Raw genomic sequence first — 14,831 nt, 5'->3', positions numbered from 1 at the left:
GTTTTTAAATAGTCGTCCCTTAAAATCCCGCCCAGCTCGCATAACTGTTGGGAAAAATTGATTTCTACCCTGTGAAAATATTGCAAGGTTTTCTAAAATATGACTGAAAACCTTGCATTTTTTTTCATGTACAGACCGCCAAAATCCCACGCACAGACAAGCCTTTTCTGTTCCCTTGAGGAACAGTTGAACCACAAGCATTCCCTCTACGTTCTTGCGAACAAGATTGACTGGAACAAGTTCGAGACCGAGCAATGCAAAGCTTGCAGTAGCGACGTTCAACTTCAAGAGGGCCATGAGGCGTTTTTTTGTTCTGTTGGAATGGCTATACTGTTTTTGCCTTCTGTGGAACGGAATGAATAGAAAATGCGAACGTCCTTATCTTGCGTTCGCAAAGTGACCTTTTTAAGGGACGACTATGTAGCAGAAGAAGATCGTCCGATTCCATTTAAAAGGATGATTTATTTTGGTGATGGAGAAACGGATATTCCCTGCATGAAAATGGTTAAGCAAAATGGCGGATATTCAATAGCGGTTTATAATCCGAGTAAAAAAGGGAAAAAGGATATTGCAAAAAAATTGATTTCAGAAGACCGCGTGAATTTCGTTTGTTCTGCTGATTATAAGAAGTCATCTGATATATATGAAGTAGTAACTACAATTTTGCAAAAAATAAAAAGAGACTATGATTTTGATACATTATTGCAAAAACACAAAAATTTGGCGAAATAAAAAATCAAAAAAAGATTGATTCTAGAAAAAGAATGTTTATCCATGTGTGTAATTGCACAAACTGGCACTGCTGGTCTTGCCTACAAAATGTGATTTGAGTATATTTATATAACCATCAAGGAGTTTCCATGCCAGATATTAAAGAATGTGGATGGGGTAAAGCCGTAATTCGAAGCGTCGCGAATAAAGTTCGCGAGGTGTCTGGTTTTAATCCTAAAGAAACTGTTGATTTCAAAGGCATTGTTGAAATTTTTGGTGGAAAAGTCTCTGAAGATAAAGATGTCTTTTTTGGTGATACAATTGATGTTCGTGGAAAACTTGATTTTACCATCAAATTGCACCCATTAGCAACGACCGAACGACAGAGATTTACCCTTGCTCATGAATTAGGTCATTATTTTTTGCATTCTCGACAGGGCGACAAGCCTTTGCAGGCATTTCGTTTAGGAACTAGTATGGCTGAACAGGAAGCAAATTATTTTGCTGCTGAACTTTTGATGCCAGAAAGTATGTTTAGAGAAGATTTTAATTCGTTGTCTAATGATCTCGATCAAGATGGCAAAATATCTAGAATGGCGCAGATGTATCATGTGTCATTTACTGCGGCCAGTGTGCGTCTTTCTTCTTTGGGATTGCTCTAATTTATGCCTGAATATAATCCTAAAGAGCCACAGGTGTATATTTTCTTCAGTGCGGACCTTATTGGCAGTACCCAAAAGAAACAGTTTGCGCAAAGACAAGATGGCAGAAACGGCTTGTGTATAAGTTCGTGGGTTTCAAATGTTGTAGAATTTTACTCATCTTTCGAAGAAGCCTTTGCAAAAGATGGTGTAGAACTATGGAAATATAATGGAGATGAAATCCTTTTCTATGCAAGAATTTCTAATTGGGATGAAGCCTTAAATCATGTAAAAAGATTTAGGGATGCAATAGAAAAGAATAATTCCCCTGAAAATAAGTATCCTGTAAAGGGAGCTGTGTGGACTGCGGGATTTCCAATAAGAAATTTTATCTTGCGTAAGCCTGCTATAAACAATGACTGTATAGATTTTATTGGTCCAGATATAGATTTGGGTTTTCGAGTCGCTGCACTTGCTAATCGCGATCGAATCGCAGTTTCTCCAGAGCTGGCTCTAGGTTTGATAGGAGCTTCTAGAGAAAGTCGTGAAATGAAATGGCATTTCTACGGCCGAAAAAATTTAAAAGGGATTGTTGAAGAAGGCGGTGTTCCTGTAGTGTTTCTTTCATCTACCAAAGATAAGATAAGCCTCCAGGATAAAGAAGAAGAAGTTCTTGGCGAACGGATGACACCTGCTGTACTTGAAGAGTTTTTGGAATTATATTTTGAGCAATCGCCCAAATGGCGGATAAGAGAGTTTTTCTCTAGTTCAGAAGAAATGAAACGCAATTCCTACTATGCCGATGCTTACGAAGAAGCATGTTCGGTAATTGATAAAATTTGCCAGGATGACGCAATTGAGGAATCCTCAACTGCAGATACCGCAAATTTGGCAACTATTTTGAATGAAATCGAAATAAAAAAAGACTCGAAAGACTAAAAAGCATCAAAGAAGTCTACACCCTTCCAACGCAAACGGTTTCGGTCTACATATTCATTTTCGAAAAATTATAGTTTTTTCAATATAAAATCTGGCCAAAATTATAGATATTTCAACATGCGGCGCGATTTTTGCCGAAAAATGGCGAAATTTTGCTAAAATCGCCATTTTCCCTCCCAAAACTTAAATATCTTGATAAAAATGTATTTAAATTACACTTTTATCAAGATATTTTTGTTGTTTGACGCTTTTTTTGTATATATTTACTGTAAAACGGCAAAAAAGAGGCATTATGGAAAGATTTGCGATGCAACAGCTGGCTCAGTGGAAAGTGCGTAAGGACCGCAAGCCGCTGATAGTCCGTGGAGCTCGACAGACTGGAAAGACCTGGCTTTTGAAGGAGTTCGGCAAGACCTCCTTTGCCGAAACCGTTTATATCAATTTTGAAAACGAGCGCCGCCTCCGTGACTTGTTCTCTGAAAATTTTGACATCAAGAGGATTGTTTCCACGATTGAGCTCAATTACGGGAAAAAGATAGACCCCGAAAACACCCTGATTATCTTCGATGAAATCCAGGCGGCAGAGGGCGGCCTGACCTCGCTCAAGTATTTTTGCGAAGACTCGCCTCAATACGCCGTAGTCGCAGCTGGCTCGCTGCTTGGCATTGCGCTGCACTCCGGCCTTTCGTTCCCGGTGGGTAAGGTCTCTTTCTTGGACCTTGGTCCGCTCTCGTTTTTTGAATTCCTGTACGCCGCAAAAAAAGAAATGCTTTGCGAAGCCATCCGTAACGGGCAATGGAATGCATTGGAACCATTTCACGACGAACTGCTCGGTTTGTTGAGGAGTTACTTGTTTGTGGGTGGAATGCCCGAAGTAGTGCAGAAATGGATTGATACCGGCGACTACTTCGAGGCCCGCGAAATCCAGCGCGAAATACTCCGCTCGTATGCGGCGGATTTTTCGAAGCATGCACCTGGCGAGCAGATTCCGCGCCTGAACATGGTGTGGGACAGCCTCCCCGCACAGCTCAGCAAAGAAAACAAGAAATTCGTGTACGGGATTATCCGCGAGGGCGCACGCGCCAAGGATTTTGAAATTGCCATAGAATGGCTCCGCGATTGCGGGCTGGTGCTGGAATCCCACCGGGTCAAGGAACCCCGTATGCCGCTAAAGGCCTACCAGGATACCCATGTGTTCAAGCTTTTTATGTTGGATGTGGGCCTGCTTGGTGCATCCGCTGGTTTGGACGCAAAAACGTTAATCGACGGAAACAAAATTTTCACGGAGTTCAAGGGCGCCATGGCCGAACAGTTCGTGATGCAGGAGCTCTCTTCTCTGGAACCCGACTACCTCGGATATTGGACAAACGAACGCAGCACCTCTGAAGTGGACTTCATTCTGCAAAAGGATGGATTGATTATCCCTATCGAGGTAAAGTCCGGCGAGAACCTGCGCTCACGCAGTTTTACGTTGTTCTGTGACCAGTTTGCACCCGATTTGGCGGTAAAAACATCGATGCTCCCCTTCCGAGACAACGAAAAGATGCTGAATGTGCCGTTGTACGGAATCGCTACGATAAAAAATTTGAAAACAGCAAAGGTATCCCATGGAAAAGATGAAGTTTGAAACTCCCGATATGGCGCAGATGAACGTCGAGAAGATTGCCGCGTTGTTCCCGAATTGCGTGACCGAAAGCAAGGCTAAGGATGGCAAGCTCAAGAAGGCGGTGAATTTCGATGCGCTCAAGCAGATGCTCGGCGAGAGCGTCGCGGAAGGCGACGAGTCTTACGAATTTACCTGGGTCGGCAAGCGCGACGCCATGGTAGAAGCCGCGAAACCCATCCGCAAGACGCTGCGCCCCTGCGTGGAAGAATCCAAGAACTTCGACACCACCGAGAACCTCTACATCGAAGGCGACAACCTCGAAGCCCTGAAACTCTTGCAAGAAGGCTATCTGGGCAAGGTCAAGATGATATACATCGACCCGCCCTACAACACCGGAAACGACTTTATCTACAAGGACGACTTCCGCATGGATAGCGCCAAGTACGCCGAAGAAAGCGGCGCGGTAGATGACGAAGGAAATCGCATGGTGCAGAATTCCGACAGCAACGGCCGTTTCCATTCCGACTGGTGTTCCATGATTTACAGCCGCCTGCTGCTCGCCCGCAACCTGCTCACCGACGATGGCGTGATATTTATCAGCATCGACGATAACGAACAAGCTAATTTGAAAAAGATTTGCGATGAGGTGTTTGGTGGAAGTAATTTTTACGCACAAATTGTTTGGCAAAAAAGAACTTCTCCAGATGCTAGATTTAATTTAGGGGCAGCTCATGATTACATAACAGTAATAGCAAAGAATTTTAATGTGCTTAAAGAAACATTGAAGAAGTTACCCTTATCAGAAGAACGCTGCTCTCAATATAAGAATCCAGACAACGATCCAAGAGGTCCTTGGGCATCGGTGGATATTACTGGTCAAACAGGTCATGCAACGGGAAGTCAATTCTATAAAATCGTAACTCCAGGTGGTACAGAAATGTATCCACCCGCAGGAAGGTGCTGGGCTTTAGCGCAATCTACATTTGAGTCTCTTTGTAAAGACAATAGAATTTGGTTTGGTGATGATGGAAATTCAAGACCAAGGCAAAAGAAGTTTTTGTCAGAAGGTGATGGTGGAAATGTATGGACTTGGTGGACTAATAATGAAATAGGGCATAATCAAGAGGGTGCTAAAGATGTGAAATCTTTATTGGGTACGGGAGATTTGTTTAGTAATCCAAAACCAATAAGGCTGATTCATAGAATTTTGCAGTTGGCATCAAATGATAATTCTTTGATTTTAGACTTCTTCTCTGGTTCCGCGACAACGGCTCATGCCGTTATGCAATTGAATGCCGAAGACAGCGGCCATCGCAAATTCATTTTGGTTCAGCTTCCAGAAAAATGCGATGAAAATTCTGAAGCAGCAAAGGCTGGCTACAAAAACATCTGCGAAATCGGCAAGGAACGCATCCGCCGCGCAGGCGAACAGATCTTAGAGCTTAGTTTACAGAACTTAGAAAAAGAAGGAATTGTCGAAAAGTATGCAAGAGAATTACCAGAAATTAGAAGTTTGGAAGAAGTCTATGGATCTAGTGGAATTGGTCTATGCCTTGGTGAAGAAGTTGCCGAAGGAGGAAACATACGCTCTGTCGGATCAAATTCGCAGGGCTGTGGTGTCGATTCCGTCGAACATAGCGGAGGGGCAATCTCGGGGGAGCAAGGAGTTTGTCCAGTTTTTGAAAATAGCAAGGGGATCACGAGCGGAACTGGAAACACAATTGTTGATTTGCGAACGCTTAAAATACTTAACGAAAACGGATATCGAATCAAGCTTGAAGCTCTTGGAAGAAATCAGCAAAATGATCTCTTCGCTGATAAAGCATTTGACATCAAAGGTCTAAGTTCTAAGCTCTCAGTTCTAAACTCTGACCGCGGTTTCCGCGTCCTGAAAATTGACGACTCCAACATGAAGGACGTCTATTACTCCGCCGGCGAAATCTCCCAGCAAGACCTCGTCGAGCAAATCAGCAACATCAAGGACGGCCGCACCGACATGGATCTCCTCTTCGGCTGCCTCGTCGATTGGGGCGTGCCGCTTTCGCTCCCCATCAAAACCGAAACCATCGAAAATCTCCAAGTCTATAACGTCAACGACGGCGACCTAGTCGCCTGCTTCGCAAACGACATCCCCGAAGCCGCCATCCGCCAAATCGCAGCCGCCAAGCCTCTCCGCGCCGTCTTCCGCGACTCCAGCTTCAAAAGCGACTCCGCCAAAATCAACGTCACCGAAATCTTCAAAACAATCAGCCCAAATACTACGGTAAAGGTGGTGTAAGTTATGTATCAAAATTTAAATGATATCCATAAAGCAATATTTGGAGTAAATCAATCTAGAGAAGGCGAGGCTTTAGAAAAAATTTCGAATTTGGTTTTTTCCATTTTAAAAAAAGAGCATTCTAAATGGGATGTTAGTGTTCCTGGAGAGTATTCTGAACAATCCTATCAGGTTGATGGTGTTTTGGAAAAAAGCGGAGAATCAATTGAATGTAAAGATTATTCTAAACGAGGTGATAAAGTTGGAAGACCCGATGTCCAATCTTATGAAGGGGCGTTGATCGATCAACCATTCAAAAAAGGAAATTTTGTTTCAAGTACGGGATATTCTAATCGTGTTCCAAAATATGAACAGGGTTTAATAAAAAATCCTAGAGCAATTCCAATTGAATGTTATGAAATACGAAATGCGATTGAAAAAGATTTAGAGGGAAGAATTCAAAAAATTATTGTCAATATTTGTGCGGAATATCCTAATTTTGAGGAATGGAGTGCGCTCCCTATATTTACAAATGCGGGTGAAAAAAAATTAATTGCAGAATTACAGGATGGGTCGTGTGTTTCGAGAATAGATAAAATTTGTGATGAACAAGGAAATACTATATCAACTATATTGAAAATAACTGAGGAATGCAATAAATACGTATATCCCGAACTAGATGAGATCTACTTTACTTACAAACCATTAACAAAAGGTTATGTAGAAATAAAAAATATTTGGATTGAACTAAAAGGAATTGAAGTTAAGATTCCAATATTGCGTATTACTGATGTTATAGAAATAGAAACGGCTGATGAAGCAGCTCTTTATGTAAAGAATTCATCAGGCTCGGTAGATAAGATTTACTCCATTGAAACATTAAAAGAACAATATGCTCAAATGGGTGGACTTATATCGCTGCGTGCAAAAGGGAAAAAAGATGAGTGAAAGAAACGTAATAAACTATCAAGAATTAAATAAAGATATAGAAAATTTTGCAAAAGAATACGTTTCACTAGATGCTAATCTTTGCGAAAGCGATTCCTTTGGTTGCCGCAATGGAATCTCATATTCTCTTGTCAATAATGGTAAAAAAAAATTATTAGAGATTTCAAGAAAACATTCCATAAGAACTGTTTTGCAAGAACAGATGGAAGAATTCATTCTTGATGCCGCCATTTCTATAAAAAATAGCAATATCTCTACAGAAGAAGTGCTAAAATCTCTAAACGAGACCATAAAGGAGTCTGTAAAAAATAATACAGTTATTTTGCCGATTTCTGGAATTGAATTGGCAAAGCCTTTTAAAATAGGGACTTTTGATATTTATCCAAAGAATTTGATTTTTGCGATTACCAAGTTTCCGAATGATAGAGCAAAAATGATATTTGAAAAAAATTTTGAAAATGTATCATCGCTAGCTGTAGGAACTTTTGAGTGTCATCCAAAATCAGCAAAAAAAATTGCTCGAAGTCAACTCGTATTCGAATTGTCGAGGTTAAAAGCATTTATTCCTCTGTTTGCTAATTCTGTTAAATACTGGATATTTCCTCTAAAAACGGACATGCCGTTATCTGATTGTTCATACGTTTATAACGATCAAAATTGTATTTCTGATAATTCTATTGTATCAAATATAATGCCATTAGAATTAGACAATAAAAGATATGGACGGGAGTCTGTCAGAGATTTTTTGGAAAATAAAGTAAGATTCAATCAAATTATTTCTGGAAATTCTGACCTTTGGAACCGAGTTCATATAGCATTTGAATGGTTAGGCAAACAATACGATGAAGAAAATGATGAAAATAAGATGATTTATTCAATATTTGCTTTAGAATGTTTGCTAAATTCAAATACAGAAAATTTTTCTTCTATTACTGCAGCTGTAGCAGAAAAGTGTGCTTACTTGTTAGGCGCCAACAAGGAAGAACGGGTCGCTATATTTAACGATGCGAAAAGTTTGTATAAAATTAGGTCTGCTTTAGTGCACTCTTCTAATAAAGATGGCGTAAATGGAGAATTAGTTAATAAATCTTATACAATGGCGATAGGTGTTTTATTTAAGGTTGTAGACTTAATTTTAAATGAACGTATTGATTCTTTGAAGAAATTAGATGATTTTATAATAAATATAAAATTCAAGGATTGAACAAGTGTTTAATTATATTCAAAAGAATCTATTTTATATAAAACAAGAAACGATAAAACTTGTTGGCTCAACATATACTTTTTATGGGTTTATCTTTTTTTTGCAACCTGCAGAAAATATTTTGCCTCCAGAATTAAGTGTTTTACATAGAATAGGGTTGGGTGTATTATATCTTCTAATAACTATAATTGTATCTTTTGCAATCAAGGTTATTTCTTTATATAGAAGCAATTGCTATCTCTATCTCAAAATAAAAGACACTCATTATATTTATGTCCATTATGGAGATGTTTTTGATGCCAATATAATAAAAAATTCGATTACTAAGAATTCTGACGCAGAAAATGGAAGAAATATAATTATTCCTACCAACTGTTGTTTTGATACTAAAGTTGATGATGTACAAATTGCTAAAGGATCTTTGCAAGGAATAGCAATAAACAAAATGATAGTGTCCCGCCCAAGTTGAACTTGGAAAATTTTAACAAAGCTAATAAGGGATTCCGTCAGGTCGGTTGGTTAGCCCAATAGTCCTCACGTTCTCTTGTCGCATTATACAATTTTGTTCTTCGTTCTGCAAGTCGTTCCTCCATCTTTCCTGCGAAAACCTCGTCAGGAGTCAGGAATCCGATTGCGGAATGTAGCCGTTCCGAGTTGTAGTAATTGATCCAGTCCGACATTTTCCTCTTTGCATCGGAATAGTCCTGGTAAGCGTCACGACGGACTTCCTCCGCCTTGAGGGTCTTGTGAAAACGTTCCACTTTCCCGTTGCTTTGCGGATGGAAGGGAGATGTAGAGGTCTCCCTGAGTTCAAGTTTCGAAACCAGATCGAGGAAATCCTTCGAGGCGAACTGCTTCCCGTTATCGTGGATTATGCGGGCATGCGCATCGGGATGGAGTTCCTTCGCCCTGGTCACGAGAATTTCAACGTTCAAGCCTTCCATCGTGGAGAAAAGGTCCCAGACGAGAACCTTGCGGCTGAACCCGTCCAGGACGCAGGCGAAGTAGAAGAACACTCCGCAAACTCTGACGTAGGAATAATCCGTATGCCACTGTTCATTCGGACGTGTCGGCTGGTCGAACCCCTTTTTCCGCGCTTCCGCAGGAAAAGCCCATTTGCCGAAAAGGTTGTTCCTCTTCAGTATGTTGTAAACCGTCGATGGACGGGCGTATGCGATATCCCTGTCTACCATAAGCCAGGCCAGGTAGCGGTATCCATGCAGATGGTCCTTGTACTGTTTGCAGAAGTCGACGATGGCGCGAGTCTCTTCCGGGGTCATCCAGTTGGACTTCGGCGTATCGTGGTTATGCCGCGTTTCCGCCTTCCTCCGCGAAACCCAGTTGTTCCATGTACTTTGCGGGATTCCCAAAAAGGATACCAGCCTGGACGGGGCGATTCCCGTCCTTGCGTAAATGGCGTCGATTTCCGCAATGATGGCGGTCCGTTCGGAGAGGCTCATTTTCTTCTTTCCTAGGGACGGCCAGTTAATTTTTTTTTGAGGGCCAGGTTCTCCTGAGCGATGTCGGCGATGACGGCATCCTTGTCGGCCAGGGTTTTCTCGAGAGCGTCTATTTTACGCTGTTGCGCCTTTTCGGTTATGTCGGGGCGTTTCTGCTCGAAAATCCCCGTAGCGGATTCGAAAAGTACCTTCCTCCATTCGAGAATTTTGTTCGGATGTATCTTGTACTCGTCCGCAAGTTCAGATAAGCCCCTGCCCTTGAGGAGAATTTCGCTCAGGATTTTGACTTTGTCCTCCGCACTCAGGCGGCGACGTTTCTGTTTTTCAGGTTTATTTTCTTCTGCCATAAGGTGGCTCCTTGGTTGGAAATATACACCTTATTAGCTTCCTCAATTTTTTCCAAGTTGCGGTTAAGCGCTACAATAGCGCATGGGATATCGGAGACTGAAATATCACAAAGAATAAAGCAAAATTTGACTTCACAAAAAATAGATTATGAAACTTTGGATAAAAAAGAAAAGCCTAAGGGAAATTTGAATAGATATCCTGTAGGGACCATTGCTACCATAAATGGTTTTGACAATATTCGGTTTATGTTTTTGGCTCTTGTTAAATTTGATAAGGATTTGCATTCTATACGTCCATCGCCAGGAAATTTTCATCTTGCATTAGGCCGCATGATAAAAAATATGTCAAGAAATTCAGAGCAATATCCGATTATTTTGCCTATTATTGGTTCAGGTTTATCCAATAGTCGCCATTCTGAGCAAAATCTTTTAGAATATATTCTTAAATTACTGAAGTTGCACCAAAACGAATTTAATTGTGACATCCATGTTGTTGTTTATAAAGACAAGAAAAAGGACATATCTATAACATCTGCCATATAAGGAAAAATAATATGATTAATAGAACCGGAAATTATGTGGCATTTTATGTAGATGAGCCTTTTTATGAAGGAAATCTGGGCGCATATGCAGCTTACGATTTCTGCTATTATCAGATGATTAAAACATGGAAAGCAACTGATTCTGATTTTCATTTCGTAAACTCCCATGATAAAACTTATAATGTCAGAGATGGAAGCTCATGGGAATATACTTTAAAGCCAAGATTGCATGACCGTTTGTTGCGGTCAAAAAATATTATTTTGATTTTAAGCAGCCATACTAAATATAGCCGAGCTCTACGAGAAGAAATAGATTATGGCGTAAATACATGTGGCCTGCCTGTAATTGTGATATATCCAGATTTTTCTAAAAATACTGACATTGTTGATTCAAGAGGAGATTTCTTGCCACAAATTACAAATTTGTGGAATAAACTCCCTATATTTAGGGATAGCATGGATGAGGTCGCGACAGTTCATATTCCATTTCAGAAGCAATTGCTGAAAAAGGTTTTAAGTGATCCAAAATTTACCGTTCAGCATATGGGTGATGGACAATATATCTTTTCTGTATGAAATTTTTATTAATTATCTTTGAACAAAAATATTACGTATTAAAAGCAGTGAGGACCCTACAATGAACTAGAAGAAACTTTTAAATGAAAGTTTTGCAAAGTTAGGCAAAATGCTCCCGCCAAATATGAAACAGGAGAAGGAAAAAAAGGAGGAGAAAAAACAAAAGGAAAATGAAAATCTGAAACGAACCAGCATCCAAAAGGATAAAAATGAAAAAAGATAACTGGAAAATAAAGCTTCTTGAAATATCACGTCAAGATGGTGCTTTGCAATCTAGTGAATCTAAAGTTGAAGATGGAAAGTATGATGAAAAGGATCTTGCATTTTATACGCAAGCACTTTCAGCATGGTACCAAACAAATTTAGAATGTGATAAATCTAAATTAGCTATATCCTCGGCAACAATAGCTTTCTTGATTGCTATTTTTTGCGCATTTTGCTCGGAAAGTGTAACATGGTCCTCGTTTTTATGTTTGATGACAGCCTTAGTGTGTCACTTAGTGGCCATAGTCATATCTATAGTAATTTTTCAAAAAAATGCTAGGTTAATTGAAGAAACTGTCAATAATAAGGACGCTCATTCGATTGGATCTTTTGACGTTATTTCATGGGTGTTTTTGAGCCTAGGTCTATTTTTCTCAATAGCCTTTGTTGCGATTGTTGGGTGGACTAAATTACCTTCAATTTGTGGATAATTTATGAAAGATGAACTTGAATTAAAGAATAAAATATTGTTCAAGGAAATTGATCAATTGGAAAACGCTACTACAGAATTTTCCAATTCAACAAGATGGATGAAAAAAGCCTGTTTCTCGATAATTACGGTAGTTCTGCCTCTTTTGATAAAGGGAAATATATCTTTATCAGGCCTTGAAATTTCATCTATTATTTTCTCAATTACTTTTATATTTTGGATAGTAGATTCATATTGCTATTATTATCAAGTTAAATTAAGATGGATGATGGGAATGAAATTCCGAGAACTAGATTCCAATTGGCCTTATAGTAACTGTAAAACACCTCGGAAACCATCACGGTTACAAGCCTTATTCAACAATTCGCATGTGTTATACTATATTCTTTTGATACCTTTATTTATTCCTACAATTTTGGAGATAGTTAACATTGCCTGCGCCAGTTGTAAAACGAAATAAGCTTTTCTTCAGTTATACATTGCGTGATGGGGTGGTGAGTAATTCTTTGCTGTCGGAGATTTACACCATTCTGGTAAAAACATATGACATTTTTATTGATTTACTTCATAATGACTCCATAGATAAACAAGCTAGAGTTCTAAATGAATTAAAATCATCACAATATGTATTTGTGCTTAAAACACCTATGCTTGAGGAATCTAGTTGGGTTGATATTGAGATTGCTGAAACAAGAAAAATGGGTATTCCTCTTTTTTTTATTGATTTAAAAGAGGGGTGTAGCAATGATGAGAAAATAAAAAAAATTACATCTTTTGTACAATCTACAATTAAGGAGAAAAAATGACAGAGAAAAGGATTTCACATCAAGACAGCTTTGATAAATTGTCCCAAATGCAACCTAATCAGGAACGGGGGAGTAACAAAGCAAGTTTTGAAGGTTTGGGGAACATGAAGCCTTCAAATTCTAGTACAAATAATAAGAAATAACTCTAATCTAAGATTCCCCCAATGCTCACTCCCAAACTGAAAAAAGCTGCCGAGAATAACGCCGAACTGATTGCAATGCGGCCTCTCCCGAAGGAAACGCTCAAGTCCTTGCGGGCGTTTTATCGCGTTGGGCTGACATATTCAAGCAATGCGATTGAAGGCAACAGCCTTACCGAGACAGAGACGAAGGTGGTCATTGAAGATGGACTCACCGTTGGAGGAAAGCCGCTCCGTGATGTCTATGAGGCGTTGGGACATGCCAAGGCGTACGACAAGATTCACTCCCTCGCCAAGCACAAGGCTCTGGAAGAACCTGATATCCAGAATTTGCATAAGCTGTTCTATCAGTTGATTGACAAGGGAAATGCCGGTAAATACAGGACGGTTCCGGTTTTTATAAGCGGTAGCCATTATGCATTGACCCCTCCGCAAAAGATACCGGCAGAAATGAAAAAATTCGTTGAGTGGTTCAACAAGAACGAGCCGAAGATGAATCCGGTGGAATTTGCCGCTAAGGCTCATCAGAAGTTCGTCTTTATCCATCCCTTTGTTGATGGCAACGGAAGGGTGGCTCGGCTCATCATGAACTTGGCTCTTCTTCGTGGTGAATATACCGTGGCGATTATCCCGGCCATTAGACGGATGGAGTATGTCGCTGCGTTGGAAACCGCGCACAAGGATAGCGCCCCGTTTGTCGATTTTATCGCGGATTGTGTAGTCTCTACGCAAGAAGATTTGCTTCGCCTCTTAAAAAACAGTGGCGGTGTAAAATCGCAAAATGGCGGTGTAAATAAGAAATTAAGTGGCGGTGTAAATTTTCAGGAAAAAGTCCTGCAAGAAATCAAGAAAAATGGCGGTTTGAATGCACCGTCGTTGGCCTCTAGGCTTTCACTTTCTTTAAGATCGGCTCAGCGTTATTTGAAACAGCTGACCGAACAGGGAAAAATCGAATTTCGTGGTGCTCCGAAGAACGGCGGATATTACTCACTTTGAGAAAAAAAGTATTTTTGTGTTATACGGAGGCATTATGATTCAGGATTCATTCGAATTTGTCGTGTATATGATTCACGCTTGCGCGAACAAGTGGAATCAGCTGCCGTCCGCCGTATATAAAAAACTTAGGGATTCTGGTTGTATTCAAAAGTTTCTTGTCCCCAATTACGAAATAATGCACACGCAGGGGACTGATTTTGTCGTGAGCGATATTGAGGAATATTTGAAAGTCCGCAAGGTAGCCATATGATTGTTTACCACGGTTCAATACAGGTCGTGCAAAAACCTGATATCAATCATTCCTATAGGCCCCTTGATTTCGGGATGGGATTCTATGTGACTACCGTTCGCGAGCAGGCCGTTCGTTGGGCCGAAAGAAAGTCAAAAATTTATGACGGTGCAAGTCCTGTTCTGAACATCTACGAGATGTCGGATTTTACAAGCGATTTATCGGTGAAGACTTTTCCGGAAGATTTGACCGAATGGATAAATTTTGTCTGCAAGTGCCGCGATGGGGCTTTGGATTACAAGGATTACGATGTTATCGTAGGCAAGGTCGCGAACGACAAGGTTTTCCGTGTGGTAGATATGTATCATTCGGGAATCTGGGACTTAGACCGTGCCTTGAGAGAAATCAAGGTGTATCCGCATTACGACCAGATTGCCTTCATTACGCAGAAAGCGATTGATTCGTTGCTGACGTTTGTTTCTAGCGAAGAGGTTTAGCTTATGGATGGCGAAGTTCTAGAGAAGGTTTATCAGGAACGCCTGGAAGAACGGATTATAGCGCATTTGGCGCAGGTGCGTAAGTGTTCGCTGGAAGAAGCTATGGATCTTTATTACCAGAGCAAGCTTGCCGATAAAATCCATGAGGGCGTTGAAGGCATCCAGTATCTTGATTACAAAGTCCTTGTGCAGATACTTGAAGAAACAGAACTTTCTGCAAAACATTCTTAATTTTACA

At 40.3% G+C, this 14,831-nt stretch carries 19 protein-coding genes and 1 pseudogene; 18 read left to right on the top strand and 2 right to left on the bottom strand.

Annotated features, from left to right (window positions below; genetic code table 11):
- Positions 1 to 126: 126 nt before the first annotated feature.
- The 10 genes and pseudogenes from BGX14_RS05675 to BGX14_RS05625 all read left to right on the top strand — a co-directional run bounded on the left by BGX14_RS05675 (position 127) and on the right by BGX14_RS05625 (position 8,775).
- Entirely contained in the window at positions 127 to 363 is a 237-nt protein-coding gene (locus tag BGX14_RS05675) for a hypothetical protein (RefSeq protein ID WP_143394154.1), read from the top strand.
- 3 nt (positions 364 to 366) lie between these two features.
- Positions 367 to 732: a hypothetical protein gene (locus BGX14_RS05670; RefSeq protein WP_095879332.1), complete on the top strand. Its 366-nt coding sequence runs from the start codon at positions 367 to 369 to the stop codon at positions 730 to 732.
- A 128-nt stretch (positions 733 to 860) separates the two neighbouring features.
- Positions 861 to 1,373, top strand: a complete 513-nt coding sequence (locus BGX14_RS05665; RefSeq protein ID WP_073306499.1) for an ImmA/IrrE family metallo-endopeptidase — start codon at positions 861 to 863, stop codon at positions 1,371 to 1,373.
- Between the two features lie 3 nt (positions 1,374 to 1,376).
- Positions 1,377 to 2,291 (top strand): hypothetical protein, encoded by a 915-nt coding sequence (locus BGX14_RS05660; protein ID WP_095879331.1) that lies wholly within the window; start codon positions 1,377 to 1,379, stop codon positions 2,289 to 2,291.
- 292 nt (positions 2,292 to 2,583) lie between these two features.
- On the top strand, positions 2,584 to 3,918 hold the full coding sequence (locus tag BGX14_RS05655) for an ATP-binding protein (protein ID WP_095879330.1): 1,335 nt from the start codon (positions 2,584 to 2,586) through the stop codon (positions 3,916 to 3,918).
- A pseudogene (locus BGX14_RS16040) lies at positions 3,899 to 5,185 on the top strand (site-specific DNA-methyltransferase); the annotation flags it as partial. The gene BGX14_RS05655 and the pseudogene BGX14_RS16040, both read left to right, overlap by 20 nt.
- A 196-nt stretch (positions 5,186 to 5,381) precedes the next feature.
- Complete coding sequence (locus tag BGX14_RS05645) at positions 5,382 to 5,741, top strand: four helix bundle protein (protein WP_073306059.1); 360 nt, start codon at positions 5,382 to 5,384, stop codon at positions 5,739 to 5,741.
- 437 nt (positions 5,742 to 6,178) lie between these two features.
- Positions 6,179 to 7,102: a restriction endonuclease gene (locus tag BGX14_RS05635; protein ID WP_095879329.1), complete on the top strand. Its 924-nt coding sequence runs from the start codon at positions 6,179 to 6,181 to the stop codon at positions 7,100 to 7,102.
- Complete coding sequence (locus BGX14_RS05630; RefSeq protein WP_095879328.1) at positions 7,047 to 8,306, top strand: HEPN domain-containing protein; 1,260 nt, start codon at positions 7,047 to 7,049, stop codon at positions 8,304 to 8,306. The genes BGX14_RS05635 and BGX14_RS05630 overlap by 56 nt, the downstream gene beginning before the upstream one ends.
- 4 nt (positions 8,307 to 8,310) lie before the next feature.
- Positions 8,311 to 8,775: a macro domain-containing protein gene (locus tag BGX14_RS05625; protein ID WP_095879327.1), complete on the top strand. Its 465-nt coding sequence runs from the start codon at positions 8,311 to 8,313 to the stop codon at positions 8,773 to 8,775.
- A 37-nt stretch (positions 8,776 to 8,812) separates the two neighbouring features.
- Here the strand turns inward: BGX14_RS05625 and BGX14_RS05620 are convergent, their stop codons facing one another.
- A complete protein-coding gene (locus BGX14_RS05620) occupies positions 8,813 to 9,766 on the bottom strand; it encodes a DDE-type integrase/transposase/recombinase (protein ID WP_095878958.1) in 954 nt (317 codons plus the stop codon).
- Positions 9,767 to 9,777: 11 nt separating this feature from the next.
- On the bottom strand, positions 9,778 to 10,113 hold the full coding sequence (locus BGX14_RS05615) for a transposase (protein WP_095878959.1): 336 nt from the start codon (positions 10,111 to 10,113) through the stop codon (positions 9,778 to 9,780).
- Positions 10,114 to 10,116: 3 nt separating this feature from the next.
- Here BGX14_RS05615 and BGX14_RS05610 point away from each other — a divergent pair, with 3 nt between their 5' ends.
- From BGX14_RS05610 to BGX14_RS05575, 8 genes are all read left to right on the top strand, one after another.
- Positions 10,117 to 10,656: a macro domain-containing protein gene (locus tag BGX14_RS05610; RefSeq protein WP_143394152.1), complete on the top strand. Its 540-nt coding sequence runs from the start codon at positions 10,117 to 10,119 to the stop codon at positions 10,654 to 10,656.
- A gap of 11 nt (positions 10,657 to 10,667) precedes the next feature.
- Positions 10,668 to 11,231 (top strand): hypothetical protein, encoded by a 564-nt coding sequence (locus BGX14_RS05605; protein ID WP_095879325.1) that lies wholly within the window; start codon positions 10,668 to 10,670, stop codon positions 11,229 to 11,231.
- Between the two features lie 209 nt (positions 11,232 to 11,440).
- Positions 11,441 to 11,926, top strand: coding sequence for a hypothetical protein (locus BGX14_RS05600; RefSeq protein WP_095879324.1), 486 nt, complete (start codon positions 11,441 to 11,443; stop codon positions 11,924 to 11,926).
- A 430-nt stretch (positions 11,927 to 12,356) separates the two neighbouring features.
- The gene (locus tag BGX14_RS05595) at positions 12,357 to 12,731 is read left to right on the top strand and encodes a TIR domain-containing protein (protein ID WP_095879323.1); all 375 of its coding nucleotides are present in this window, start codon (positions 12,357 to 12,359) and stop codon (positions 12,729 to 12,731) included.
- Between the two features lie 164 nt (positions 12,732 to 12,895).
- Positions 12,896 to 13,867 (top strand): Fic family protein, encoded by a 972-nt coding sequence (locus BGX14_RS05590; RefSeq protein WP_095879322.1) that lies wholly within the window; start codon positions 12,896 to 12,898, stop codon positions 13,865 to 13,867.
- 34 nt (positions 13,868 to 13,901) lie between these two features.
- Positions 13,902 to 14,117, top strand: coding sequence for a DUF3791 domain-containing protein (locus BGX14_RS05585; protein WP_095879321.1), 216 nt, complete (start codon positions 13,902 to 13,904; stop codon positions 14,115 to 14,117).
- Positions 14,114 to 14,593, top strand: coding sequence for a DUF3990 domain-containing protein (locus tag BGX14_RS05580; protein ID WP_095879320.1), 480 nt, complete (start codon positions 14,114 to 14,116; stop codon positions 14,591 to 14,593). Before BGX14_RS05585 ends, BGX14_RS05580 begins: the two co-directional genes overlap by 4 nt.
- Positions 14,594 to 14,596: 3 nt before the next feature.
- On the top strand, positions 14,597 to 14,824 hold the full coding sequence (locus BGX14_RS05575; protein WP_073306048.1) for a hypothetical protein: 228 nt from the start codon (positions 14,597 to 14,599) through the stop codon (positions 14,822 to 14,824).
- The last annotated feature ends 7 nt before the right edge of the window (positions 14,825 to 14,831 follow it).

The sequence above is a fragment of the Fibrobacter sp. UWS1 genome, from assembly GCF_002300445.1.
GTDB classification, from domain to species: Bacteria; Fibrobacterota; Fibrobacteria; order Fibrobacterales; family Fibrobacteraceae; genus Hallerella; species Hallerella intestinalis.
Note: the sequence above shows the minus strand (reverse complement) of the source record. Positions and strands in the feature narration are given on the sequence as shown.

Excerpts from the sequence above, each read along its gene's own strand:
- BGX14_RS05620 (WP_095878958.1), bottom strand. The coding sequence starts at position 9,766 with ATGAGCCTCTCCGAACGGACCGCCATCATTGCGGAAATCGACGCCATT.
- BGX14_RS05675 (WP_143394154.1), top strand. The coding sequence starts at position 127 with ATGTACAGACCGCCAAAATCCCACGCACAGACAAGCCTTTTCTGTTCC.
- BGX14_RS05645 (WP_073306059.1), top strand. The coding sequence starts at position 5,382 with ATGCAAGAGAATTACCAGAAATTAGAAGTTTGGAAGAAGTCTATGGAT.
- BGX14_RS05635 (WP_095879329.1), top strand. The coding sequence starts at position 6,179 with ATGTATCAAAATTTAAATGATATCCATAAAGCAATATTTGGAGTAAAT.
- BGX14_RS05590 (WP_095879322.1), top strand. The coding sequence starts at position 12,896 with ATGCTCACTCCCAAACTGAAAAAAGCTGCCGAGAATAACGCCGAACTG.
- BGX14_RS05670 (WP_095879332.1), top strand. The coding sequence starts at position 367 with ATGCGAACGTCCTTATCTTGCGTTCGCAAAGTGACCTTTTTAAGGGAC.
- BGX14_RS05600 (WP_095879324.1), top strand. The coding sequence starts at position 11,441 with ATGAAAAAAGATAACTGGAAAATAAAGCTTCTTGAAATATCACGTCAA.
- BGX14_RS05615 (WP_095878959.1), bottom strand. The coding sequence starts at position 10,113 with ATGGCAGAAGAAAATAAACCTGAAAAACAGAAACGTCGCCGCCTGAGT.
- BGX14_RS05665 (WP_073306499.1), top strand. The coding sequence starts at position 861 with ATGCCAGATATTAAAGAATGTGGATGGGGTAAAGCCGTAATTCGAAGC.
- BGX14_RS05655 (WP_095879330.1), top strand. The coding sequence starts at position 2,584 with ATGGAAAGATTTGCGATGCAACAGCTGGCTCAGTGGAAAGTGCGTAAG.
- BGX14_RS05605 (WP_095879325.1), top strand. The coding sequence starts at position 10,668 with ATGATTAATAGAACCGGAAATTATGTGGCATTTTATGTAGATGAGCCT.
- BGX14_RS05660 (WP_095879331.1), top strand. The coding sequence starts at position 1,377 with ATGCCTGAATATAATCCTAAAGAGCCACAGGTGTATATTTTCTTCAGT.
- BGX14_RS05580 (WP_095879320.1), top strand. The coding sequence starts at position 14,114 with ATGATTGTTTACCACGGTTCAATACAGGTCGTGCAAAAACCTGATATC.
- BGX14_RS05630 (WP_095879328.1), top strand. The coding sequence starts at position 7,047 with ATGCTCAAATGGGTGGACTTATATCGCTGCGTGCAAAAGGGAAAAAAG.
- BGX14_RS05575 (WP_073306048.1), top strand. The coding sequence starts at position 14,597 with ATGGATGGCGAAGTTCTAGAGAAGGTTTATCAGGAACGCCTGGAAGAA.
- BGX14_RS05585 (WP_095879321.1), top strand. The coding sequence starts at position 13,902 with ATGATTCAGGATTCATTCGAATTTGTCGTGTATATGATTCACGCTTGC.